Below are 23,295 nucleotides of genomic sequence, written 5' to 3' on the forward strand. Positions count from 1 at the left end.
ATGTTGTGCGAATATTGGACTTGCCTCAGGAGAACCCGTGCTCGGCTAGAAAATTAAGATCCAACTGATTAGGGCTTTGAGGCTCCCGATTGTCCCTGTTGAAGAACAGCAAATGCTCCACATATTTGCCAAGAACATCGCATTCAATATTGACAGTATTCCCCGCCCGCTTGCCGCGTAAAGCCGTCGCTTCCAGTGTGTGCGGAATGATAGATACGGCGAAGGATGTTTCATGCAGCAAAGCCACCGTCAAACTGATTCCATCGATGGTCACAGAGCCTCTCGGTACCAAATACTTGAACAGCGCGTCATCGTCCGGAATGATCTCGTACACGATGGCATTCTGGTCCCTTGTAATGCGGGCGATCCGGCCGGTTCCATCCACATGCCCCTGTACGATATGCCCGCCAAACCGGCCACCTGCCGCCATGGCCCGCTCCAGATTCAGGGGGCTGCCGGACTGCAGCTCACTTAAATTGCTGTGCCGGTACGTCTGAGGCATGACATCCACGGTGAAGCTTCGTTCACCAATTTTGGTCGCGGTCAAACATACGCCATTCACAGATACGCTGTCCCCAATCTTGAGATCTCCAAGCACCACCGAGGCGGAAATCTCCAGCTCCATCGCTTCACCGCTGCGTGCAGCTTTACGAAGGATGCCTACTTCTTCAATAAGACCTGTAAACAACAGCCCGTTCCTCCCTTCTTGTCATGCAAGACCTTATCAGCCTATATTCCTACAACCGGAATGACCAGAACAGTAAGAAAAGCATCTATCGATTAAAAAGCCCCCGGCGTATATCGCCAGGGGCAGGGATTAAGTAGTGAATCAACTTTCATTAGGCATACACAAACAAGCTCCAAAAGCTCAAATCTATGTACAAGGCTACAAAAAACAAGCCTCCACACTGATGCAAACCGCACCGGCCAGACTGAACATTTTGAAAATGTGCATATGAAAGCTAGCGCTCTACACATAGATACGCTGCGTCCACCATCCTTCTCCCATCCAGACTATACTGTCGGTCCCGGATTCTCACCAGGTCCACCTTCAGCCGCTCTTGACAAGCAGCATCCGGGTCACGGACTGAGCCGCCTGAAATCATCATATGTATTCAAGCGTCATCACCGCCGGTAGGGAATTTCACCCTGCCCCGAAGGATAGCTATTCGATTATGACTGCCCAAACTCCAAAAGGCAGGAATTTCTTCAGTCGGTTGTAATTGAGCAAATCGTACCACTTTGAAACACAAAAAGCAAGCAGGTGTTCTTTTGTAGCGTTGGAAGACGCTCCGAGAACGAAGCATTCCTACAATCGCTGTTGCCCCTTTGGGGCAAAGGCGAACGCTTCGCTTTTCCGGAATTGCTTCGTTCTCTCCGCTGCTGCGTGCATCCCCCTGCCTAATAATTCTTTCAATCGGGCTTTGCGATGCTATTCTTATGTAAGCGTCAAATACTCCCCACATGTAACATAACATCCCAATTGGTCCATGAGAAAATGAGCATCCTAAATAAAAGAGGTTCGCAGAAGAGTACACTAGGAGAGCAGCACTTACAGCCTTTGATCAATGGGACAAGCCCACTCTATAGGAAAGAAGATTTGAAACCCTGCGCGATACGCCTTGGCAGAGTACAAGTTAAAGGAAACGGACTGAATCCGTTTAATGTCTAAGGCATTTATATGAGTAACTTCCGCAACTACGAAGAAGCCGGAAAGAATCGTTGTACTAAACACCGAAGCGTTGGCCTTATTTTATCAGCTTGGAGGAGAGCCCGTAGGATTGGCGACTGCACCAGGCACCGCGTTGCCTGAAGGAGCGGAGAGTGCAGAGAATGTAGGGGAAATTCAGGCAGTCAGTCTTGAAAAAATCATCGCTTTAAAGCCGGATCTCGTCATCGATCCTAAGTGACGGCAACGATTTTGATTGACAAAACTTATCACAAGATATACAGTTGATCTATCAACAGTTGATAGATCAATGGAATGGAGGCTTTAATGAATCTAGAAACACTAAAAGAACAAATATATTATCAAATCCAGTTGGTCAATAAAGATTTATACACTAAGTTTGAGTTCTGCGTTGGAAGCAGTCCTTCCCGAACTGAAATTTTAAAGTTTCTTTATGAGAATGGAAAAATAGCACAAATGAGTCTTCAAAAGAAACTTAACATTGATAAAGCTGCAATAACTAGACATTTAAAACAACTGGAAGCGTCAAATTATATTGAGCGTACCAAAGAAGATAAAGACCAGCGTGTAACATGGGTAGAGCTTACTTCTTCTACAAAAGAAGAAATCGATTATTTGTTTAAACAAAGAGAGCGATTTCTAAGTGAAATCCTTGCCGACTTCTCATATGAGCAGTTAAAAGTGTTTTATGAAATGTTAAATACCATGCAAGACAATATTTTAAAAACGACAAAATAATAAAAACAACATGGAGTGATTGAAATGGATTCGAATCAAACAAAAGAGCGCAAAGATACATTTAAGCAAATCATAGAAGAACGTCGCTCTATCAGAAACTATGATGTGAATGCAAAAATCTCTCGAGAAGAGATAGAAGAAATGCTTGAATTAGCAACAAAGGCACCCTCTTCAACTAATCTGCAGCCATGGCGTTTTATTGTTATTGAAAGTCCTGAAGCAAAAGAAAAATTACTTCCGTTAGCTGCCTTTAACAGTAAGCAAGTAACAACTTCTGCTGCTGTGATTGCTGTATTCGGCGATTTAGATCATGTAGAATATCTAAATGAAATTTATTCAAAAGCTGTAGAAATAGGCGTTATGCCTCAAGAAGTAAAAGATCGAATGGTAGAACAGATTTCTGCAGGATATGCTACATTAACCAGAGAGCAGAAAAAGGAAGTTGTGCTAATTGATAGCGGATTAGTTTCGATGAATTTAATGTTAGTAGCGAAAGCGTATGGTTATGACACGAACCCGATTGGTGGTTATGATCGAGAAAATCTAGGAGAAGTTTTCGGATTAGAGAAGGAACGTTATGAACCTATCATGTTGATATCAATTGGGAAAGCTATAGAAGAGGGATATCCTTCCTATCGTTTACCGGTCTCAACCGTAGCGAAATTCCATTGAGATACGGTTATTCTAATACATTCCTATAATGAATTTTGAGCGTGTTGTTATGTGTATAACTGCGCGGGAAACTTTTATAAAGAACGTTCCAAAGAGGATTTTTCGCTCAGCACAAAAGATCCAGGACAGAGACTTCTTCACTGTCCTGGATCTTTTTTTGTCAAAGCAGGAATCTTGAAAGGATCATTTGATAACGCAAGAGTGACTGCTTTATGTTGTCTGGGATACGCACACGGCAGCGGAGAGAACGAAGCAATTCCGGAGAAGCGCAGCGTTCGCCTTTGGCCCGAAGGGTCAACAGCGATCGGAGGAATGCTTCGTTCTCGGAGCGCCTCCCAACCAACCAAAAGGAGCGTGCTTACGCCTGCAGCTCCATATATTTTTGCGAAAGCTCCTCAAACCACACCTTGTCGTTCATCTGCAGCGCCAGATCGATTAAATCCGCCAGCTCTGCTCTTTCCAGCTCCACATCATCATCAAAGGAAACAACCGCCGTAGCCATCGGGTTCCGCTCCGAGCCTTTGCGAAAATCATAATCCAGCCGAAGATCGATAACCCCATCAATATATTCACATTTCAGAAAATAAATAATTTCACACATGAGCACAGGACGTACTTCATTCTCCAGGATGCAGTCCATTACTTTTGCGGAATAATGCTGATTGGTAAGACTAAATTTATGATCAGCGGCCGGTCTTTCCCTGCCAAAATCATCGGTGAATTTCAACTCAACCGGGTACAGATTCATCACTTTTCCCATCTGCTTTTTCGTTATTTCGATTATTTCACTTGTATCCAGGGTAAGCATTCGGCACCTCTCCAAATTTTATCTAATTGCAAGCAGACAACGCCGTTGTTTTAGGCTATGGGCCTTTACACCTATATCGGATGTAATCTCGTAATTTTTAACCCTTAGTTTATCATGTTTATGAATTTATTTAAAATTCCTTCTTTATGTAATATTTCCTGAGGTGACCAATTCCTAATGCCCTGCTTCAAAACCAACAAAAATAGCCTTCGTAAGCTTACGAAGGCTAGAGAAGAGCAGTATGGTCAGAAAAAGCGAAGCTTCTGACTTTTTCCAATAAATCTTACGCGTCAAATACCGTAACTTCCTTCATTTTGTCGCCTTGCTTCACAGCATCAATATGCTCCATGCCGCTGATGACTTTACCGAAAACCGTATGTCCTCCATCCAAGTGCGGTTGCGGGGCGTAACAGATAAAGAATTGGCTTCCGCCTGTGTTACGTCCGGCATGCGCCATGGAAAGCACACCTTTTTCGTGTTTAGTCGTATTTGTTGCTGTTTCGCAATCAATGGTGTAGCCTGGGCCACCGGTGCCGTTACCGACCGGGCAGCCGCCTTGGGCTACAAAACCAGGGATAACACGGTGAAAGCTCAACCCGTTGTAGAATCCACTGTTAGCCAGCTTTTCAAAATTCGCTACCGTATTGGGAGCTTCTTCAGGAAGGAATTGGATTTCAACTACTCCGCCGTTTTCAAGTACAATTTTACCTTTTTTCATATGTTGTACACCCCGTCCATCGAATTTGGTACCCGGACGGTATGCTCCGCCGGGCTGTTGTGAGAGACACAGCAGACTCCAGTTTACTACGAATTCCCGTACTTGGCAAAGTCTTCTGAATGCTTACACCAACGTACGACTGCGCACATGCGCAGGAATCAGATCATTGCGTACCAAATCCTCATAGCTCTCACGACGTACAACAAGCTCCGCCTTATCGTTACTGACGAACACCACTGCAGGACGGCAAATCCGGTTGTAATTACTTGCCATGGAATAGTTATAAGCGCCGGTGGAAGCTACCGCGAGCAGATCGCCGCTCTCAACTCTTGGCAGCTCGACATCCCAGATCAGCATGTCGCCACTCTCACACGCTTTGCCGGCGATGGAGACCGTTTCCTCAGCCGGATCATTCGCGCGGTTGGCGAGCATCGCCTCGTATTTTGCCTGATACAGGGCCGGGCGCGGATTATCCGTCATGCCGCCATCCACAGAAACATATTTGCGAACCTCGGGAATGTCCTTAATGCTACCAATCGTATACAGTGTGGTACCGGCATCTCCGACGATGCTGCGGCCCGGCTCAATCCAAATTTCCGGCAGCGTGGAGTTCATTCCGGCAAAATGGGTTTTAACCGCTTCGGCGATAGCTTCCACGTAGCGGGATACCGGCAGCGGCGTATCCTCGTCCGTATAACGGATGCCGAATCCGCCACCGAGATTAATAACCTGAAATTCCGCTCCAAGCTCTTCCTTCACCGACCTTGTAAATGCAGCCACACGTTCAGTGGTGACCTGGAAGCCGTCCACCTCGAAGATTTGGGAACCGATATGGGAATGAATTCCGAGAAGATTCAACTGGCTTTGCTGAAGCGCCAGCTTGACCGCATCCATGGCGGCTCCGTTACCGATATCAAATCCGAACTTGGAGTCGGTCTGGCCTGTCGAGATATATTCATGTGTATGAGCTTCGACACCCGGCGTCACACGCAGCAGAATATTTGCTCGCATGTTTCGTTCCGCGGCCAGCACCTGCAGCAGATGCAGCTCGGTCAGATTATCCACGACAAAGCAGCCGATTTTGGCATCCAGCGCCATTTCAAGCTCGGCAGGAGTTTTGTTATTCCCATGGAAGTGAATCCGTTCGACCGGAAACCCAGCCTGAAGAGCGGTGTACAGTTCACCATCTGACACGACATCCAAGGACATGCCCTCTTCTGCGGCCAGAGAGCACATCGCCACGACACAGAACGCTTTGCTTGCGTAGGCCACCTGAAAGGAAAGTCCCGTCGCACGGAAGGCTTCAATAAATTCACGGCAGCGGCGGCGGACCAACTGCTCGTCAACGACATAAAGCGGTGTGCCGAACTGCTCTTTCAGCATTGTCGCATCACAACCGCCGATCTCCAAATGCCCTTGAGCATTAATTTTGCTGGTACCATGCAAATACATATCCTGGGGCCTCTCTTTCTGGAACAGCACTTATTCCAAAGAATGTTTACATAAGTATAGCAAAAAATGCGCCGAGAACAATGGATTTTTATGCGGTTATCCTATTTACAAATCGCACTTCAGGTGCCTCCCTGATGCTCCGGCATACGTGTAGAATCACGTGGTTTGTTAAACGAAGGCCTTCTCTCTTCCTCCAACACCGATTTACGAATCAGGATGGACAGCATTCCTCTGGCGTTGAAAGGAATAAAGGGCCACATATATGACGAATTGTAGGAACGATGTACCGTAAGCAGCGCCAGAATAGCGGTTACGCCAATAACAAACCCCTTCACTTTAAAAGCGGCAACCAGCACTATAAGCACAAGACGTATTAAGCGGTTGGCCAGGCCCAGCTCATAGCTTGGAGTTGCAAACATGCCGATAGCGGCTATAGACATATACAAAACCACCTCATTGACGAACAGTCCTGTCTGGACTGCCACGTCACCGATCAGTATCGCTGCGATCAGACCCATCGCACTAGCTAGAGGTGTTGGCGTATGTACAGCAGCCATTCTCATGAGATCAACCCCGAACTCAATGATAAGGAACTGAAGAATCAACGGCAGCTTTGCGGCCTTCTGCGGTCCGATAAAATCAAGGATAGGCGGCTTAAGATCGGGGCTGATGACCATGAGCATCCAAAGTGGAAGCAAAAACAAAGAGGCAAAAATGCCGCCAAAGCGGATCCACCGCAAATAACTCCCCATAAACGGGGACTGCCTGTTTTCCTCCGCATGCTGGCACAGATCAAAGAAGGTCGTTGGCAGAATCATGACGCTGGGGGAAGTGTCAACAAACAGAACAACTCTTCCCTCCAGCAGATGGGAGGCCACCACGTCCGGCCGCTCCGAATAGCGCACCAGCGGATACGGATTCCATTTTTTGTTCGTCATCGCCTCTTCTAGCTGCTTATCAGCCAGCGGAATGCCGTCGATCTTAATCTGTTTCACTTTGGCCCTGATCGAGTCAACCAGCTTTTTATCAGCAATATCATCGATATACGCAAGGCATACATCTGTCCGCGTACGGCGCCCAACCTGCATCACTTCATATTTGAGACCCGGGTCGCGCAGACGGCGCCGCACCAGCGAAATGTTGGTCATTAACGTTTCTGTGAATCCGTCCCTCGAACCACGGACTACCCGTTCAATGGTGGGCTCTTCAGGTCCCCTTACCGGATACTGACGGGTATCGATCAGAATGGCCTTACGCTCACCTTCAATGAAGAAAGCGCTCACTCCGGTCAGCACTTTATTAATGACAGCAGACATCTTATCTTCCATCTCCACCTGGACATGGGGGATATAACTTTCGAAGTACGATTGCAACGTATTGGAAGATACATCCTTTGGTGTCACATAACTGAGACGGTCAAGCACTTCAGCCAGAAGCAGTGAATTCGCAAAACCATTCAAAAAGAATATGCCTACCTTCCTGCCGCCAAAGCGCATTTCCCGCAGGACAACATCAAAGGATTCGCCAAGCCCCATAATATCCGTTAATGTCTGCTTAATATCCTCCAATCTGGTGGATATCGTATCCTCTTCCTGCCAATACAGCACAGACTCTCTGACATTATCGGAGGTTTCGTTTTCGACCTTCTCCTCGTGTCTCTTCTTCCAGGCTTCCGCATCGTCTTCCAACCCGCCTGAGCGGCCGCCCAACGGGTGTCGTATAGTATCTTGTTCTACATCATGCTGTCTTGTATGGTCCATTCGTTCTATGCCCCCTCATCTGTCCAATATATTTTAGTATGAGGCAGTCACCAGATTTTATCCTTGATGAGCAAAAAGACATGCGCGCACCTGCGGCAAACCGCGTGTGAGCACATGTCCCGTAATAAGCTATTCTTTTTGGCATCCACGGTCATTGGGCAATCTGGTCCTTGATGGACTGCAGTATTTTTTTCTCGAGACGCGATACCTGAACCTGTGATATCCCTAGCCTGCTGGCCACCTCGGACTGGGTCTGATCCCGGTAATACCGGAGATACACAATGAGCCGCTCCCGCTCGGTCAGTCCCCCAATCGCTTCATTTAAGGCAAGCTTATCGAACCATCGTTCCTGGGAATCATCCGCGATTTGGTCCATCAGTGTAATCGGGTCACCATCGTTTTCAAAGACGGTTTCATGAATGGATGTAGGCTGTTTGTTGGCTTCCTGTGCGAAAACGACATCCTCCGGCGATACGCCGAGCTCTTCGGCTACCTCCTTGATGGTCGGTAGACGATTCAATTGCTTGGAGAGCTCGTCCTTTTTCTTGCGAACCTTGTTGGCCATTTCTTTCAATGACCGGCTTACCTTCAACGTTCCGTCATCTCTCAGAAAACGCTGAATCTCGCCAATGATCATAGGCACAGCGTAGGTGGAAAATTTGACATCATAGCTGAGATCAAACTTGTCCACCGATTTCAAGAGACCAATGCATCCGATCTGAAACAAATCCTCCGGCTCATATCCACGGTTCATGAAACGCTGCACCACAGACCACACCAGTCGGATGTTACAGTTAACCAGCTTGTCGCGGGCGGCATGATCGCCCGTCTGGCTTAAAGCGATCAGTCTTTTGACCTCTCCATCATCCAGATAAGTGTTAGTACCGCGCTTGATTTCAGCATTCATAGGCCCAACCCCTACCTAATTATATAGAGCTTTCTTGGATTCGATCCTTTTCTTCATCCGTATGACCGTCCCGCCGTTCAACTCACTGGTTACCTCAAACTCATCCATAAAGTTCTCCATGATGGTGAATCCCATGCCAGAACGTTCCAGCTCCGGCTTGGAGGTGTAGAGCGGCTGCTGTGCAAGCTCCAGATCCTCGATTCCGTGTCCCGAATCTTCGATAACCAGCGTGACCGTATCCCCTTCGATGCTTGCCCTGATCGTAACAACACCTGTCGGATCGTTATTGTATCCGTGGATGATGCAGTTAGTCACAGCCTCGGAGACGACCGTTTTCAGATCACTCAGCTCATCCATGGTAGGATCCAGTTGTGAAATAAAAGCGGCCACCGTTACGCGCGCAAAGGATTCATTTTCCGACCTGGCTGCCAACTGCAGTGTCATGAAATTTCTCCCTGACGTTTCTGTCATGACACGACCTCCATTCCCGAGAGAGCTACTTCTTCGTTCTCGTAACAAGTCATGATCTTGAACAGTCCTGACATTTCGAGCAGCCTGTAGACGGCGGGATTTGCATCGCAAACGGCCATTTTACCGTTTTTTTGCTTGAGCAACTTGTAGCGGCCAAGAATAACGCCCAGACCTGAACTGTCCATGAACTGTAAATCTTTAAAATTCAGAACGAGATGCTCGCACTGCTCACGCATGATCGCCTCATCCAACTGCGCCCGCACTTTATCTGCGGTATGATGATCAAGCTCACCGGTCAGTCTGGCAATGACAACCCCCCGCTGATACTCTATCTCCATTTTTAGATTCATGTTTGCTTCACTCTCCTCCCTGACTTGGACAAGGATTTCTACGAGCTCATAGCGGAATCCTGCCCTGCGACAAAACTAGAAGAAAACTGTGCCTAATCTACAAAAGCAACATGTGCAGGCGATTCATGTCAGGAAAACAACTCGGAGGTCGTTCGTTTAAAAAGTCTCCACCAGCCGGCCTTCTCTACAGCCACTGGGGATTGCAGCTCGAATTCCTTCAGCTTGACGTTATTTTGATAAACGATGATTTTACCAATCGCTTCTCCTTTTTTCAGAGGAGCTTTTAGCCCAGTATTCAACTGTACTTCGTGACGGATCTCCTCTTGGCGGCCACCCTTTTTGACGAGCACGCTGTAAGGTTTATCCGCTTTAATCGTAAGCTCCGGAATAACACCTTTTTCAATGCTCAGCTTGCCTACTACATCACCTTGGTTATACATGGATTTCATGGCATATTGCGAAAACGCATAATCAAACATGGAGGATACCTCGCTGTTGCGGATCTTGGTGTTCGGCTCCCCAAGCACAACCGCTACAACGCGCATTCCATCCCGCTTCGCCGTCGCGGAAAGGCAGAATTTAGCTTCAGACGTGTAGCCCGTTTTCAAACCGTCGGCCCCTGTATAAAACCGGACAAGCTTATTGGTATTGACCAGCCAAAACGGCTTTTCGCTGCTTTTACGCAAATAGTCCTGATATGATCCGGTATATTTCGTAATTTGCGAATATTTCAGCAGCTCGCGGCTCATCACTGCAATGTCATGCGCAGAGGAATAGTGATCTTCAGCCGGCAAGCCGTTGCAGTTGGCAAAATGCGTATCGTTCATGCCGAGCTCCTTGGCTTTGTCATTCATCATACGCACGAATGCCTGCTCGGACCCCGCGATCTTCTCCGCCATCGCTACAGAAGCATCATTGCCGGAAGCCATCGCTATGCCCTTGAGCATTTCCTCAACGCTCATTTCCTCTCCAGGCTCAAGAAAGATCTGCGATCCACCCATGGAGGCTGCATACTCACTTGCCCGGACAGAATCTGTCAGCTTCAGCTTCCCTTCCTCCAAGGCCTCCATCGTAAGCAGCATGGTCATGATTTTGGTAATGCTGGCCGGAGGTAGCTTGTTATGGCTGTTTTTCTCATAAATAATCGTGCCGGTGTCCGCTTCCATCAGGATCGCGGAACCGGATTGAGGCGCCAAGGACACCTCGCCTTTCGACGCTGCTCCTTTCTCCTCAGCTTGGACAGGCGACAGCAGCAGACCGGCGCTGATGCTGAATACAAGCAATAGCGATAGACTGATTTTCTTCATGTTCGGTACCTCCTCCTAACATTACGGAAGAACGCCGGTTAATTGGATATGGACGTCTGCCGTATACTGCTATCCATTGTCGTCAATCGTCCAGAAAATTATTCCAGTCAAATGAGGAATGCACACAAAAAAAGCTAGCGCAGCTCTGCTTGCGATATGGGAGAAGGTCAATTACGGGCAATAGCTAAGGACATTCGCCAACACGAATCGGTTTGAGTGAGAATACATTGCTGTTATGTGGAACCTTAGTGAAGAAAAAGTCATCTTTGCAAGCTACACGGTGGCGCACCTGTAGCTGTTTACAACATAAATGGTTCCATAGCTCCTGAGATACACGGGGAGTGCTTTTCACAAAATGAAAAGGGGGTGGAGGATACCGCAAAAATTTGCTTTATGCTGAGGTTTGAGGAACGCAAGTGCACGAACTTCCCTCAGTTAACCTTGAGAAAATATTATGCAAGAAGGAGGACGAGCAATGTCACAATCCAATATTCCTAACATTACTCCTAACATATCCTTAACTAGAGATGATGCTGTTAACTTGCTTATATCTTCTATAGCTCTCGAAGAACTTGGGTTAAGCCATATTCTTAATGCGGAAGGCGAAAAGCTACAATATGTGCTTGGAACACTGCCGGGTATTAGCGGACCGGCTCCTACAATAAGCGAGCTTTTGGCCGTCAATGATAGCGTCAGAAACATGCTGAAGGATGTAACCAAAAAAGAATGGGTGCTGCAAAACAAGCTGGATAGTATTTTATCCGCACCAAACTCAATTGGTCCAACAGGTCCAACAGGACCGACAGGCGGACTTACTCCGGGAGCACTTCTGTTTACTGTTAATGGAACATCCGGTTCCGCTACGGTGGGAGTCGGAGAAAGTGTTAACTTTTTTTCCGATACACTGTCAATCGATGTTACACAAGGTTCGGCAAATATCCAAATAGAAACGCTGGTTCCGGCGACAGGGCCAACGGGCGAAATTGGACCGACGGGACCCACAGGGGACACGGGCGCTACCGGTGCTACAGGTGACCCAGGTGCGACAGGCGCTACAGGTAACACTGGAGATACTGGACCGACGGGTGCCACGGGCGACACAGGCGCTACTGGTGCCACAGGAGTCACAGGCGTCACGGGTGCTACTGGACCGACGGGCGCTACTGGAGCCACAGGCGTCACGGGTGCTACCGGACCGACAGGCGACGCGGGCCCTACTGGAGCCACGGGTGACACTGGACCTACCGGACCGACGGGCGACATCGGTGCTACTGGTGCCACAGGCGACGCGGGCCCTACTGGACCGACGGGCCCTACCGGCGCTACTGGACCGACGGGTGACATCGGCGCTACTGGTGCCACAGGCGACGCGGGCCCTACTGGACCGACGGGCGCTACCGGCGCTACTGGACCGACGGGTGACATCGGCGCTACTGGTGCCACAGGCGACGCGGGCCCTACTGGACCGACGGGTGACACTGGACCTACCGGACCAACAGGCGACATCGGCGCTACTGGTGCCACAGGCGACGCGGGCCCTACTGGACCGACGGGCGACACTGGACCTACCGGACCGACGGGTGACATTGGCGCTACTGGTGCCACAGGCGACGCGGGCCCTACTGGACCGACGGGCGACATCGGCGCTACTGGTGCCACAGGCGACGCGGGCCCTACTGGACCGACGGGTGACGTGGGCGCTACTGGTACCACAGGCGACGCGGGCCCTACTGGACCGACGGGTGACGTGGGCGCTACTGGTACCACAGGCGACACGGGTGCTACTGGACCGACGGGTGACGCGGGCGCTACTGGTGCCACAGGCGACACGGGTGCTACTGGAGCCACGGGCGACACGGGTGCTACTGGAGCCACGGGCGACACGGGCCCTACTGGACCGACGGGTGACATTGGCGCTACTGGTGCCACAGGCGACACAGGCCCTACTGGACCAACGGGTGACGCGGGCGCTACTGGTGCCACAGGCGCGACGGGGGATACCGGTGCCACTGGGGCGACGGGACCGACAGGCGCGATTGGACCAACAGGACCATCTGGCGGGCCACCAGGGCCAACTGGGGTAACAGGTGACACTGGAGTGACCGGACCGACAGGTGACACTGGACCGACCGGACCGACGGGTGACATTGGTGCTACTGGAGCCACAGGCGACACGGGTGCTACTGGACCAACGGGCGACACCGGTGCGACCGGACCGACGGGTGACACGGGTGCTACTGGTGCCACAGGCGACACTGGCGCTACTGGAGCCACGGGTGACACCGGCGCTACTGGACCGACGGGGCCGACCGGGCCGACGGGCGGCACCGGCGTGACCGGATTGACTGGGCCGACCGGACCGACGGGCGACACTGGCGCTACTGGACCGACTGGACCGACCGGGCCGACGGGCGGCACCGGCGTGACCGGATTGACTGGGCCGACCGGACCGACCGGCGACACCGGCGCTACTGGACCGACCGGACCGACCGGACCAACGGGCGGCACCGGCGCTACCGGACCGACGGGGCCGACCGGACCGACGGGCGACACCGGCGCTACTGGACCGACCGGACCGACCGGACCAACGGGCGGCACCGGCGCTACCGGACCGACGGGGCTGACCGGACCGACGGGGCTGACCGGCGTGACCGGATTGACTGGATTGACTGGACCGACCGGACCGACGGGCGTGACCGGATTGACTGGATTGACTGGACCGACCGGACCGACGGGACCTTTAGTGGGGGCGAATGGTTTCTCTGGTTTTGTAGATCCTCTTACCGGAGTCACCGCAGATACTCAATTCACGGGTTTTACAGTGACTAGCCCGTATTACACTACTGCGGGATTCAATCCTGCTGCAGGAACGTTCACTGTCCCTGTAACAGGAAGATACAGTATTAAAGCGACTATTAACTATTCGACTACAGCAGCCGTCTCTGTATCTCTAGGTGCGGCAGTTGATCCATTCTTTACCGTAAGGAGAATATCTCCTGTGGTCACCGATTTGGTCGCCGGACTTCTCCCGGTATTAGATGTTAGCGTAGCTTTGGTGCTGACACTTCGAGCTGTACTGGGAAGCGGTGAGGTCACACTGGCTGGTGATGTCGAACTGACTGCCGGTGACGTTGTTGGGCTGTTCTATATTGCATCCGGGCTTACCATTGGACTGGATCTGGGTGGCGATACAGGAGCAGGAATTGTTTGGTCCATTCATCAGATTGCCTGATTATTTTGAGTTCGAAGAGAGACGGCGGTTCAAACCGCCGTTTCTTTTTTTCATTCCAGAACTTCTGATAAGAAACCAAAAAAAGGCCGCTAACCGTAGCGACCTCATTCTGCAAATTATTGGAGCATTACATATGCGGGATAACCCCAAGTACCAGTTTCAAAAACTGCCCGCGCACCTGTTCCGCTGTTTCCATCACTTCGCTGTGCGACAGCGGCTGATCCAGTATACCGGCAGCCATGTTCGTAATGCAGGAGAAGCCAAGAACTTCAAGTCCTGCATGACGTGCAACAATGACCTCGGACACTGTGGACATGCCGACCGCAGCCGCGCCCATCGTACGCAGCATAACGATTTCCGCCGGTGTTTCATAATTAGGCCCGAGTAAGCCCGCATAGACACCCTCACGAAGCTGCAGCCCTTGTCCTTCCGCTACCTCTTTGGCAAGGGAACGCAATCGCTTGCTGTACGCTTCCGTCATATCCGGAAAACGCACGCCGAGCGCATTGTCGTTCGGACCGGCCAGCGGATTTCTGCCTGTCAGGTTCAAGTGATCGGTAATGATCATGAGATCCCCTGCCGCAAAAGAAGTATTCACACCGCCAGCCGCATTGGTAACGAGCAGACTCTTTACCCCGAGCTCTTTCATCACACGTACGGGAAAAGCGGTCACTTCAGGACCATATCCTTCATACATGTGGAAGCGTCCCTTCATCATGACGACCGGACGTCCTTGAATAGTGCCGAGCAGCAGTTCCCCTTCATGGCCTTCCACGGTAGATACGGGAAAATGCGGGATATCCTGATAAGGAATGCTGATGCCGTCCTCAATCAAATCTGCCAGTACCCCGAGCCCTGACCCGAGGATCAAGCCGATCTCAGGGAGCTTTTCGGTTTTCGTGCGGATGTAGGCCGCCGCCTCTTGGATCATTCCTAAACTAATCGTATTCATATTCTTCTCTCCCCACATATCGTTATTTCAGCAAATTCAAAAAGCTTTTTCCATGCAGCGGTGGCTGTACGCCGAAATTCTCCGCTATAGTCGCGCCAAGATCCGCATAAGTATCCCTTACGCCTATGCTAGCAGGTGTCTGAAGCGACGGGCTATAGATCAGAACAGGCACGTATTCCCTTGTATGATCCGTACCACTGTGTACAGGGTCATTCCCGTGATCTGCCGATATAATCAGCAGGTCGTCAGGTCCGATTTTGGCAATAAGATCAGGTACAGCGTTATCAAACACCTCAAGCGCACGGGCGTACCCTTCAGGATCACGACGGTGTCCGTATAAGGAATCAAAGTCAACGAGATTGGTGAACAGCAGACCGTTAAACTCCCGGCCTAACTGCTCCAATGTCACTTCAATGCCGTGCTCGTTGCTTTGAGTCGGATAGGAATCGGTTACACCTTCACCATCGAAAATATCCTTAATCTTGCCTACCGCGATCACATCATGACCAGCGTTAGCCAGCAAATTCATGACGGTTGGTTCAGGAGGCTTAACCGCGTAATCGTGGCGGTTCGGCGTACGCTTGAAGCTGCCCGGCTGCCCGACATACGGGCGGGCGATGACCCTGCCCACCGAATGCTCCGGAGCGAGCGTCAGCCTACGGGCGATTTTGCAGGCTTCATAAAGCTCCTCCAGTGGAATGATATCTTCATGGGCGGCAATTTGAAACACACTGTCGGCGGACGTATACACGATCCACGCGCCTGTCTTCATCTGCTCTTCACCGTATTCGTCCAGCACCACGGTTCCGGAAGCCGGCTTGTTGCACAGCACCTTTCGTCCGGTCTGTTTCTCGAATTCAATGATCAGATCCGCCGGAAAACCTTCCGGATAGGTATTGAAGGGCGTATTAATCTTCAGCCCCATCAGCTCCCAGTGCCCTGTCATCGTATCCTTGCCGACAGACACCTCATTCATCTTGCCGTAGTAGCCCGCAGGCTTTTCCGCCGGCTCTATATGAGGCAATTCAGCAATATTACCCAGTCCAAGCTTCTGCATATTCGAAAGCTTCGTTTGAGGCATCCGCTCCAAGATATGGCCCAGCGTATGAGCCCCTTCGTCGCCGAATTTGGCGGCATCCGGAAGCTCACCGATGCCCACGCTGTCCAGGACGATAAAAACGACCCGTTTGAAGCGGTGTGAAGAACGTTCAGTCATAATTACTGTCACTCCTTGGCTGTGATAAATTGGTCATTTCCAGGGGAGGCCTGCTGCCAGCCCTCGGATGAAAATTTTCATAAACCTCTTTCATGCTTTTCTTCGGCGAACTTAAATACAATCTCGCTGCGGAGACCTCCGAATGGCCCAACATCTCCTGAACGGACCGAAAATCGGCACCATTCTCCAGCAAATGTGCGGCAAATGAATGTCGCAGCGTATGCGGCGTGATATCTGTACGAATTCGGGCCTCAGTGCCATACTTTTTCAACAGCTTCCAGAAGCCCTGGCGGCTCAGTCGTTTTCCCGAACTGTTGAGAAACAAGGCCTCTTCCTGGACAGTGGAGCTCCGGGGTTTGAGAAGAATCTCCCGATATTCGCTTATATACAGCTTTAACCATTCTGCAGCCTGTACACTCATCGGAACAACACGTTCTTTGCCTCCCGTACCATGACAGTGCACAAACCTCATATCTGTCCGTACATCCTCTACATTCAAAGTCACCAGTTCCGATACTCTCATCCCTGCGGCATACAGGAGCTCAAGCATGGCTTTATCACGCATGCCTGCAGGAGTCGAAGTATCCGGAGCTTCAAGCAGCCTGTCCATCTCTTCATGCGTTAATATCGAAGGAGTCTTCTTCTCCTGCTTGGGCATCTCCAGCAGCAGGGAAGGGTCCTGGGAGGCCTCTCCTTCTCGGATCAGATAATGAAAAAAGGAGCGGATTGCAATCATGCAGCGTGTAATTGTCGCCGGTGCTTTGTTCAGCTCCTGCAAATGACCCGTATAGATCACAAGATGTGTCCGCTTAACATCATCCGGCACAGTCACCTGCTGGCCAGCCATAAATTCCGCAAACTGCTCAACATCACGCCGATAAGCTTCCAATGTACTTGGCGATAAACCCTTCTCGTCTTCCAAATAGCGGATAAAGGGCGTTATATAATGCTTCATAAGAGCAAATCGCTCCTTTGTCTTCCGTATTTGGGCAGAAGCCCATCTTACAACATTCTACGCGGTTCCATTGTTATCCTGCCCAGTCGTTACTCCCCGTACCAGTAAAAAAAGCGTAGCCTTTCCCAAAAGCCTCCCTCCGGCTCTTCAGCAATAGAGGTCCCTGCTACCTTTACCGCATTTCCTTCAGGAATTTTATAATGCTGGATAGGGGTTACCCAGGACGACAGGCGTTCGAAGGCTGAATACAACAGAAAAGCTAGTATACAGAGCAGGACGAAAAACCGGATAAACCTCCATCCCTTTCTTAGGGAAAATATCACGCTGCCACTTCCTTTCCCGTTAAAAAGCTCTATATACAGCTCATTGTATGACAGGATGACTTCAACTATGTAATATCAGAGCAGGTCCGGCACCAAAAAAGCTCTCTCCGCAGAATATGCGGGGAGAGCTTGTGTATTCTATTCATTTAGGGAATACAGCAGAATTAATCCTTCTTATCGGACTGGTCATTCTTAGCCTTACAGCGGTAACAAATACCGTGAAAGTCAAGCCGGTGATCCAGCACGGTGAAGTCAAACTCCCGCTCCAGACGTTCTTCCAGGGGACCAAGCCAATCCTCCCTGATTTCATCCATGCTCCCGCATTGTACACAAATTAAGTGATGATGATGGTGCTTCGAGGTGTCGCCCCGCAAGTCATAACGGGCTACCCCGTCACCAAAATTAATCTTCTCCACGACGTGCAGTTCGCTCAGCAGTTCAAGGGTACGGTATACGGTTGCCAGACCGATTTCAGGAGCTTTTTCTTTTACGAGCATGAAAACATCTTCCGCACTCAGATGGTCTTCTTCATTCTCCAGCAAAACTCTTACGGTGGCTTCCCGCTGAGGCGTCAATTTATAGCCCTGGGACTGCAGTTGCTGCTTAATTTTGTCGATCCGCGCTTCCATTTTATCCCTCCCCCTCAGGATTCTCTCGCGCACTGCCCAATTTTCACTTCTATCATTATAGGGGGAATTCTCAAATAAAGTCAAACATTTTGCATGAAGCTCAGACCTACCCCAAAGCCATCAGCAGCGGCGTGACCCATCGCATCATAGCCGGCGTGACCCAGGTCTCAAACGAGGCGCTTCCGAGCAGGAACAGCATCATGACTCCCGTTAATCCTGCGTAGGAAACAAACGGTTTGACGAAACCGGAGGGTCGGCGCGTAAGCAACATCCGGTCCTTGATCATCTGTATGGAAAAGGTCATGGCCGTCACACTGCATACCAGCAGCACCGGGATGACCACAACATTGTGGGGAGCAACCGAAACGAGGGCAAACAGCAGCCCCTTCCAGGAATACTGCCCGACCATAAATCCTACCGAGAAGCCGATCAATACACCCTTCAGGAAATTGAGCACCAGGATACCGGGCAGACCGATGACGGAGAGACCGCATATCCATATTAAAGCGGCCCATTTTAAATGAAGCGATGCAATTTCCCAAAACTTCGTCAGCGAGGGATCAGCCGCTCCTCCATCCTGACTGACCGATACAAAAAAGTTATTCAGATACCGCTCCAGCTCCTGCTGCTGTTCAAGTGTAAGCGCATTGACCATCAACGCGCCGAATACAACTCCAACCAGAAACAGTACACCCAGAAATACATAAAGCGGCATCCGATAAGCAAGTGATTGGCGTAAAAGCTGCATCAGCGAGTCGGCCTCCTTCATTAGCATATTCCTATCCTATGAAGAAGACCTTTCACCTATGACAGCATGTACAACGATTAGATCGTCAATTGTGTAAATAGAATTCAATGACTAACATCTCTGCCGGCTTGCTCACCTGCTCAGTTCTGCGCGAATCCCCCGCTCCTGTCAATCCTGCCATAGGTTCCGCCGCCACCCGCGATCAGTTGCAGCCGTCCCTCCCTGGCCATGACGATGGACCGGCCCAGCTCCGGGCCTACGACGGCAGCTATCGCTTCCTCATTGGCCTCATGAAGAATATTCATTTCCGTCCCAAACCTTTCAAGCAGCAGATTCAGCTTGACTTTGCCCAGACCTGGAATAAACTCCAGCGGCACCTGGTAAATATAAGGCGGCCGGTGATCCGGCAGGCACGACTCAGCCCGATCCGCGATATTCAGGATCCGGTCGAACACCCCGCGTACCAGCTTCGGATGTCCGCATGCCGGACATCGGTCTGCAGCGATTTCTTCCTCGTCCAGAATCGTGCCGCAGCCCGTGCAGAACGAGCGATGATATTTGCCGAGCCGTGGATTCAAGCCATAATTGCCGACCACTTTTCTACCATGCTTGCGCTCCAGCGCCAGCCTTAGCTCGGCAAAGCTGGGGGTTGCCAGCAGCAGCTCATTATATTCCCGGCCGATTTTCCCAAGGGAGTGGGCATCGGAATTGGTAAGGAAGCTGTAGCAGTCAAGCTCGGATATATAACCGGCCATTTCCGAATCCGCACTCAGGCCGAGCTCGACAGCGCTGATTCTGTCCAAATCCAGCAGCTCGGCCATCCGCATAGCGGAACTGCCGTAAATCCCTTTATGAGGCGTGAATATATGGGCAGGGATCATGATCCCCCCTCGTCCATATATTTCGGCCTGCAGCTCCCGCGGTGGAGCATAGAGCCGCTGCGAGCTTAAATTCACATTTTTCATACGCCTGCTCATCCAGCCGCTGAAGTCCGTTATGGATGCCAGATTCGGAAAAAAGGCGAGTACATGCGCCTCAGGCCGGGTCCCTTCCCGGATCTCGATCTCCGATCCCAGCAGAATGACCGTGTTCTTGTATGCTATGCCGCCGCCCTCAATTTCCGTCATACTGCCGTCTTCAAGATATCGCCTGATATCCTCCTGCACGTGCGGCGCGTGGCAATCGATGATGCCCGTCAGATGGATGCCCTTCCGTTCCGAAGCTTCCCTGGCAATGTTAGCGAACGTCAGATTTCTGCTTGCGCTGATTTTGACCGCCGCGCCTTTCTCCGTCTGTCCGATGTGAATATGCAGATCGGCATAATATCGTTGAAGCTGTGGTAGCTGGCCGGTCATCAGAAGTTCCCGGTCAATTGCTGAAGATGCCATGCATACACCGCCATGATCGTCTTGGCGTCACTGATTCTTCCTTCACGGATCCAGGCATAGGCCTCCTCCAGCGTAAGCTCGGACAGCTCCAGAAACTCATCATCGTCAGGAGTCATTTCACCTGCCTCCAATTCATCAGCCACGTACAGATGAATGATCTCATCCGCAAAGCCGGGGGACGTGTAAAACGACTGCAACGGTTTAAGAGATTTGGCAGTATATCCAGTCTCTTCCCGCAGCTCCCGCGCAGCCGCTTCCATCGGATCTTCTCCCGCTTCGAGCTTGCCTGCCGGAATTTCCACCTCACAGCGTCCGAGCGGCTGTCTATATTGATCTACCACCAGCATTTTGCCGTTGTGGATGGCCAATACCGCTACTGCACCCGGGTGACGAACAACCTCCCGCGTTCCCGTACTGCCATTCGGAAGACGAACCGTGTCCACCTGCAGGGAAATGATCTTCCCGGTAAAAATAGAATTCGTCGATATTGTCGTTTCCTCCAAAGCTGGGTTGGAGTAAGGTTTGTTGCTGCTCATGTGCTGCCTCCTCTTGGCCGGCCCCTGTTTCGGAACTGGCGGGAATAGTTTGTCTCATAAATACATAGGCTGTTTAATAGTTCATGCCTGAAGGCAAAAGGAGATGTCCATATGAAAAGTTATAGAACAGACCATTCGCTCTGCATTACCGGAAAGGCTTGGCAGGTTCGTCTCCTGCTCCGGCAATGGCTGAAGGAGAATAAAGCAGGCACCGCGATGACCGACCTGATTCGTTCAAACGGCAAACAGGCCTGACGGACGTTAACACCGCTGCAGGCCCTGCATCACCAGCCTACGCATTTCACGGCGGGCGATGCCTTTTGTTCTCATTTAAGCTTGCGGAGTCTGGGCTGCCTCACGAATGATCGCTACCACAACCTCGGCCAGCTTTGCCAGATCCTCAGCCTTGATTCTCTCCTGAGTGGTATGAATCTGCTCATACCCGACCGCAAGATTCACGGTAGGAATGCCAAAGCCGTTAAAAATATTCGCATCCGAGCCGCCCCCCGAAGTAAAGGTAGGGCTCGGCAGCCCCACTTTGCTGATGGCACGCTGCGCAAACTTGACGACATCGTCCTGCTCAGAAAAGCTGAATCCGGGATACACAATCTCACTGCGGAATTCGGCCTGTGCGCCGAACTCTCGAGTCGTCGTCTCCAGCGCATCGCGCATCTGCTGAACCTGATGGTCCACCTTTTCCTGAACAATACTGCGGGCTTCGGCGAATAGCTGTACAGAATCGCACACGATATTGGTCGGACCACCGCCTTCAAATCTGCCGATATTGGCCGTCGTTTCTTTGTCGATCCGGCCGAGCTTCATGGCGCTGATCGCCTTCGAGGCCACTTGAATCGCGCTGATGCCATCCTCCGGATTTACTCCGGCGTGCGCCGATTTGCCGGTAATTTTCATTTCAATTTTGGCCTGGGTTGGGGCCGAAACACAAATGGAACCGACATCTCCGTTGGAGTCAAGGGCATAACCGAAGTCTGCATCCATATCCTCTGGCTTCATCGCTCTTGCACCAGCCAGACTAGATTCTTCTCCGACCGTAATCACAAACTGCACCTGGCCATGCGGAATGCCTTGTTCCTTAACGGACCGAATCGCCTCCAGCATCGCCGCAATCCCCGCTTTGTCATCCGCTCCCAGAATCGTGGTGCCGTCACTGCGAATCCAGCCGTCATCGCCAAGCTGCGGTTTGATGCCTTTGCCGGGAGTTACCGTGTCCATATGAGAGGTGAAATAAATCTTCGGAGCTTGTTCAGCTCCTGCCGCCTCCCATGTCATAATCAGGTTGCCCGCGCCGTGCCCCGAACGCTCCTGCGAATCATCTTCCTTGACAGTCAAGCCAAGGGAAGCAAACTTCTCCTTCAGCACGCCTGAAATCTCTTGTTCAAACTTTGTTTCGCTGTCTACCTGTACAAGCTCCATAAATTCCTTGATTAACCGGTCCTTTACGATCATCGAAACTTTCCTCTCCTTCCGGATTGCGCTACAATACAAATAAGAACAGGACTCAGGCATTCGCCTGACCTCTAAAACTTATTATCATTATAAAGGAGTTACCCATGCAGCACAAAAAATGGTTCCGCGTTTTTGTATACGTTATGCTTGTCGCCATGATCGGCTCAACTCTGCTGGCTGTCCTCCAGCCTCTATTCTTTTAATAACCCTCACATCAGAGTTATTAACAAAGGCCGGCCACCATGGACCGGCCTTTCTTCTATTCTGTCAGAACAGGCTCATACTCAAAAAGCTCCGCAAAATAAGGAATAATCCCCTTGGCTACCTGCTCCACCGTGAATGACTGCTGCGTGCAGTCTTCCAACGATGTAACCCCATACTCCTGGATGCCGCAAGGGATAATGCCGCCGAAACCTTCATTCTGAATGCCTGACTTGATATTAAAAGCGAAGCCGTGGCTGGTCACAAAACCTTTGCGGTGCCTGCACCGGTTAAACTTCACGCCGATGGCCGCAATCTTCGATTCGCCCACCCATACCCCCGTGTATTCGGGTTTACGGCTGCCTTCAATACCCAAACCTGCAAGATAATCGATAATCACCTGCTCCAGTCGGCGCAAATAACCGTGCAGATCAAGATCCTTGCCGTAGCCAAGCACCAGCAGCGGATAACCAACAAGCTGGCCGGGACCGTGATACGTGATATCACCACCGCGATCAATTTGAAAAACAGCGATTCCGCGCCGTTCAAGCTCTTCCGGACTGAGCAGCAGATGCTCCGGATGCCGCTGTGAGCCGATCGTATATGTAGGAGGATGCTGGAGCAGCAGAAGTGTTTCCCGCCGCTCGCCAGCATCAAGTTGGCCCACAATTTCCTTTTGCAGATCCCAGGCCTCTCCATAGGCCATCATCGGTGTGTAAGACACTTCTAATAATTGTCTGTTCACAGCCTACTCTCTCCCTCCAGTCGACCTGCC

25 protein-coding genes and 1 riboswitch are annotated in these 23,295 nt (G+C 50.9%); of the genes, 6 read left to right on the forward strand and 19 right to left on the reverse strand.

Annotated features, from left to right (window positions below; all coding sequences use genetic code 11):
• Positions 1-25: 25 nt before the first annotated feature.
• Positions 26-688: a riboflavin synthase gene (gene ribE / locus OIN60_RS07895; protein ID WP_305754318.1), complete on the reverse strand. Its 663-nt coding sequence runs from the start codon at positions 686-688 to the stop codon at positions 26-28.
• Between the two features lie 305 nt (positions 689-993).
• Positions 994-1,166, reverse strand: a riboswitch (FMN riboswitch).
• A 552-nt stretch (positions 1,167-1,718) separates the two neighbouring features.
• Here ribE and OIN60_RS07900 point away from each other — a divergent pair.
• From OIN60_RS07900 to OIN60_RS07910, 3 genes are all read left to right on the forward strand, one after another.
• A complete protein-coding gene (locus OIN60_RS07900; RefSeq protein WP_370872450.1) occupies positions 1,719-1,910 on the forward strand; it encodes a substrate-binding domain-containing protein in 192 nt (63 codons plus the stop codon).
• An 86-nt stretch (positions 1,911-1,996) separates the two neighbouring features.
• On the forward strand, positions 1,997-2,428 hold the full coding sequence (locus OIN60_RS07905) for a MarR family winged helix-turn-helix transcriptional regulator (protein WP_305754320.1): 432 nt from the start codon (positions 1,997-1,999) through the stop codon (positions 2,426-2,428).
• A 24-nt stretch (positions 2,429-2,452) separates the two neighbouring features.
• Entirely contained in the window at positions 2,453-3,100 is a 648-nt protein-coding gene (locus OIN60_RS07910; RefSeq protein ID WP_305754321.1) for a nitroreductase family protein, read from the forward strand.
• 358 nt (positions 3,101-3,458) lie between these two features.
• Here the strand turns inward: OIN60_RS07910 and OIN60_RS07915 are convergent, their stop codons facing one another.
• The 8 genes from OIN60_RS07915 to OIN60_RS07950 all read right to left on the reverse strand — a co-directional run bounded on the left by OIN60_RS07915 (position 3,459) and on the right by OIN60_RS07950 (position 10,873).
• Entirely contained in the window at positions 3,459-3,908 is a 450-nt protein-coding gene (locus tag OIN60_RS07915; RefSeq protein ID WP_305754322.1) for an IDEAL domain-containing protein, read from the reverse strand.
• 283 nt (positions 3,909-4,191) lie between these two features.
• Entirely contained in the window at positions 4,192-4,626 is a 435-nt protein-coding gene (locus OIN60_RS07920; protein WP_305754323.1) for a peptidylprolyl isomerase, read from the reverse strand.
• Positions 4,627-4,749: 123 nt separating this feature from the next.
• Positions 4,750-6,078 carry a diaminopimelate decarboxylase gene (lysA, locus tag OIN60_RS07925; protein WP_305754324.1) on the reverse strand — a complete coding sequence of 443 codons (1,329 nt, stop codon included), beginning with the start codon at positions 6,076-6,078 and terminating at the stop codon, positions 4,750-4,752.
• A 119-nt stretch (positions 6,079-6,197) separates the two neighbouring features.
• Positions 6,198-7,838 carry a spore germination protein gene (locus OIN60_RS07930; protein WP_305754325.1) on the reverse strand — a complete coding sequence of 547 codons (1,641 nt, stop codon included), beginning with the start codon at positions 7,836-7,838 and terminating at the stop codon, positions 6,198-6,200.
• Between the two features lie 151 nt (positions 7,839-7,989).
• Positions 7,990-8,745 (reverse strand): RNA polymerase sporulation sigma factor SigF, encoded by a 756-nt coding sequence (sigF, locus tag OIN60_RS07935; protein ID WP_305754326.1) that lies wholly within the window; start codon positions 8,743-8,745, stop codon positions 7,990-7,992.
• 15 nt (positions 8,746-8,760) lie between these two features.
• Positions 8,761-9,216 carry an anti-sigma F factor gene (gene spoIIAB, locus OIN60_RS07940; protein ID WP_305754327.1) on the reverse strand — a complete coding sequence of 152 codons (456 nt, stop codon included), beginning with the start codon at positions 9,214-9,216 and terminating at the stop codon, positions 8,761-8,763.
• Positions 9,213-9,566, reverse strand: coding sequence for an anti-sigma F factor antagonist (spoIIAA, locus tag OIN60_RS07945; protein WP_305754328.1), 354 nt, complete (start codon positions 9,564-9,566; stop codon positions 9,213-9,215). Before spoIIAA ends, spoIIAB begins: the two co-directional genes overlap by 4 nt.
• A gap of 128 nt (positions 9,567-9,694) precedes the next feature.
• Positions 9,695-10,873: a D-alanyl-D-alanine carboxypeptidase family protein gene (locus tag OIN60_RS07950; RefSeq protein ID WP_305754329.1), complete on the reverse strand. Its 1,179-nt coding sequence runs from the start codon at positions 10,871-10,873 to the stop codon at positions 9,695-9,697.
• Positions 10,874-11,348: 475 nt separating this feature from the next.
• On the opposite strand from OIN60_RS07950, the gene OIN60_RS07955 reads away from it, so the two are divergent.
• A complete protein-coding gene (locus tag OIN60_RS07955; protein WP_305754330.1) occupies positions 11,349-14,105 on the forward strand; it encodes an alpha-helical endospore appendage domain-containing protein in 2,757 nt (918 codons plus the stop codon).
• A 127-nt stretch (positions 14,106-14,232) separates the two neighbouring features.
• Here OIN60_RS07955 and OIN60_RS07960 read toward each other — a convergent pair whose 3' ends face one another.
• The 8 genes from OIN60_RS07960 to OIN60_RS07990 form a co-directional block, all read right to left on the reverse strand.
• On the reverse strand, positions 14,233-15,057 hold the full coding sequence (locus tag OIN60_RS07960; protein ID WP_305754331.1) for a purine-nucleoside phosphorylase: 825 nt from the start codon (positions 15,055-15,057) through the stop codon (positions 14,233-14,235).
• Positions 15,058-15,079: 22 nt separating this feature from the next.
• Entirely contained in the window at positions 15,080-16,273 is a 1,194-nt protein-coding gene (gene deoB, locus OIN60_RS07965; RefSeq protein ID WP_305754332.1) for a phosphopentomutase, read from the reverse strand.
• Positions 16,266-17,228, reverse strand: a complete 963-nt coding sequence (gene xerD, locus OIN60_RS07970) for a site-specific tyrosine recombinase XerD (RefSeq protein ID WP_305754333.1) — start codon at positions 17,226-17,228, stop codon at positions 16,266-16,268. Before xerD ends, deoB begins: the two co-directional genes overlap by 8 nt.
• Positions 17,229-17,317: 89 nt before the next feature.
• Entirely contained in the window at positions 17,318-17,551 is a 234-nt protein-coding gene (locus tag OIN60_RS22595; RefSeq protein ID WP_370872435.1) for a DUF4227 family protein, read from the reverse strand.
• Positions 17,552-17,715: 164 nt separating this feature from the next.
• The gene (gene fur, locus OIN60_RS07975) at positions 17,716-18,180 is read right to left on the reverse strand and encodes a ferric iron uptake transcriptional regulator (RefSeq protein WP_305754334.1); all 465 of its coding nucleotides are present in this window, start codon (positions 18,178-18,180) and stop codon (positions 17,716-17,718) included.
• Between the two features lie 106 nt (positions 18,181-18,286).
• Complete coding sequence (gene spoIIM, locus OIN60_RS07980; protein ID WP_305754335.1) at positions 18,287-18,928, reverse strand: stage II sporulation protein M; 642 nt, start codon at positions 18,926-18,928, stop codon at positions 18,287-18,289.
• 140 nt (positions 18,929-19,068) lie between these two features.
• Positions 19,069-20,316 (reverse strand): endonuclease Q family protein, encoded by a 1,248-nt coding sequence (locus OIN60_RS07985; protein WP_370872436.1) that lies wholly within the window; start codon positions 20,314-20,316, stop codon positions 19,069-19,071.
• Complete coding sequence (locus tag OIN60_RS07990; protein ID WP_305754336.1) at positions 20,283-20,852, reverse strand: NUDIX domain-containing protein; 570 nt, start codon at positions 20,850-20,852, stop codon at positions 20,283-20,285. The genes OIN60_RS07985 and OIN60_RS07990 overlap by 34 nt, the downstream gene beginning before the upstream one ends.
• Positions 20,853-20,963: 111 nt before the next feature.
• Between OIN60_RS07990 and mciZ the strand changes: the two genes are divergently transcribed.
• Positions 20,964-21,107 carry a Z-ring formation inhibitor MciZ gene (mciZ, locus tag OIN60_RS07995; RefSeq protein ID WP_305754337.1) on the forward strand — a complete coding sequence of 48 codons (144 nt, stop codon included), beginning with the start codon at positions 20,964-20,966 and terminating at the stop codon, positions 21,105-21,107.
• A 75-nt stretch (positions 21,108-21,182) separates the two neighbouring features.
• Here mciZ and OIN60_RS08000 read toward each other — a convergent pair whose 3' ends face one another.
• Positions 21,183-22,319 (reverse strand): tripeptidase T, encoded by a 1,137-nt coding sequence (locus tag OIN60_RS08000; protein ID WP_305754338.1) that lies wholly within the window; start codon positions 22,317-22,319, stop codon positions 21,183-21,185.
• 104 nt (positions 22,320-22,423) lie between these two features.
• Between OIN60_RS08000 and prli42 the strand changes: the two genes are divergently transcribed.
• Positions 22,424-22,522 carry a stressosome-associated protein Prli42 gene (gene prli42, locus OIN60_RS08005; protein ID WP_305754339.1) on the forward strand — a complete coding sequence of 33 codons (99 nt, stop codon included), beginning with the start codon at positions 22,424-22,426 and terminating at the stop codon, positions 22,520-22,522.
• Positions 22,523-22,578: 56 nt separating this feature from the next.
• Here the strand turns inward: prli42 and lipB are convergent, their stop codons facing one another.
• On the reverse strand, positions 22,579-23,265 hold the full coding sequence (gene lipB, locus OIN60_RS08010; protein WP_305754340.1) for a lipoyl(octanoyl) transferase LipB: 687 nt from the start codon (positions 23,263-23,265) through the stop codon (positions 22,579-22,581).
• Between the last annotated feature and the right edge of the window lie 30 nt (positions 23,266-23,295).

The sequence above is a fragment of the Paenibacillus zeirhizosphaerae genome (genome assembly GCF_030705605.1).
In the GTDB taxonomy this organism is placed as follows: domain Bacteria; phylum Bacillota; class Bacilli; order Paenibacillales; family Paenibacillaceae; genus Paenibacillus; species Paenibacillus zeirhizosphaerae.

Excerpts from the sequence above, each read along its gene's own strand:
- spoIIAB (WP_305754327.1), bottom strand. The coding sequence starts at position 9,216 with ATGACAGAAACGTCAGGGAGAAATTTCATGACACTGCAGTTGGCAGCC.
- OIN60_RS07955 (WP_305754330.1), top strand. The coding sequence starts at position 11,349 with ATGTCACAATCCAATATTCCTAACATTACTCCTAACATATCCTTAACT.
- deoB (WP_305754332.1), bottom strand. The coding sequence starts at position 16,273 with ATGACTGAACGTTCTTCACACCGCTTCAAACGGGTCGTTTTTATCGTC.
- OIN60_RS08000 (WP_305754338.1), bottom strand. The coding sequence starts at position 22,319 with ATGATCGTAAAGGACCGGTTAATCAAGGAATTTATGGAGCTTGTACAG.
- OIN60_RS07960 (WP_305754331.1), bottom strand. The coding sequence starts at position 15,057 with ATGAATACGATTAGTTTAGGAATGATCCAAGAGGCGGCGGCCTACATC.
- OIN60_RS07930 (WP_305754325.1), bottom strand. The coding sequence starts at position 7,838 with ATGGACCATACAAGACAGCATGATGTAGAACAAGATACTATACGACAC.
- OIN60_RS07920 (WP_305754323.1), bottom strand. The coding sequence starts at position 4,626 with ATGAAAAAAGGTAAAATTGTACTTGAAAACGGCGGAGTAGTTGAAATC.
- fur (WP_305754334.1), bottom strand. The coding sequence starts at position 18,180 with ATGGAAGCGCGGATCGACAAAATTAAGCAGCAACTGCAGTCCCAGGGC.
- xerD (WP_305754333.1), bottom strand. The coding sequence starts at position 17,228 with ATGAAGCATTATATAACGCCCTTTATCCGCTATTTGGAAGACGAGAAG.
- OIN60_RS07990 (WP_305754336.1), bottom strand. The coding sequence starts at position 20,852 with ATGAGCAGCAACAAACCTTACTCCAACCCAGCTTTGGAGGAAACGACA.
- lysA (WP_305754324.1), bottom strand. The coding sequence starts at position 6,078 with ATGTATTTGCATGGTACCAGCAAAATTAATGCTCAAGGGCATTTGGAG.
- prli42 (WP_305754339.1), top strand. The coding sequence starts at position 22,424 with ATGCAGCACAAAAAATGGTTCCGCGTTTTTGTATACGTTATGCTTGTC.
- OIN60_RS07915 (WP_305754322.1), bottom strand. The coding sequence starts at position 3,908 with ATGCTTACCCTGGATACAAGTGAAATAATCGAAATAACGAAAAAGCAG.
- OIN60_RS07950 (WP_305754329.1), bottom strand. The coding sequence starts at position 10,873 with ATGAAGAAAATCAGTCTATCGCTATTGCTTGTATTCAGCATCAGCGCC.
- OIN60_RS07905 (WP_305754320.1), top strand. The coding sequence starts at position 1,997 with ATGAATCTAGAAACACTAAAAGAACAAATATATTATCAAATCCAGTTG.
- OIN60_RS07910 (WP_305754321.1), top strand. The coding sequence starts at position 2,453 with ATGGATTCGAATCAAACAAAAGAGCGCAAAGATACATTTAAGCAAATC.
- spoIIAA (WP_305754328.1), bottom strand. The coding sequence starts at position 9,566 with ATGAATCTAAAAATGGAGATAGAGTATCAGCGGGGGGTTGTCATTGCC.
- sigF (WP_305754326.1), bottom strand. The coding sequence starts at position 8,745 with ATGAATGCTGAAATCAAGCGCGGTACTAACACTTATCTGGATGATGGA.
- OIN60_RS07985 (WP_370872436.1), bottom strand. The coding sequence starts at position 20,316 with ATGGCATCTTCAGCAATTGACCGGGAACTTCTGATGACCGGCCAGCTA.
- spoIIM (WP_305754335.1), bottom strand. The coding sequence starts at position 18,928 with ATGCAGCTTTTACGCCAATCACTTGCTTATCGGATGCCGCTTTATGTA.
- mciZ (WP_305754337.1), top strand. The coding sequence starts at position 20,964 with ATGAAAAGTTATAGAACAGACCATTCGCTCTGCATTACCGGAAAGGCT.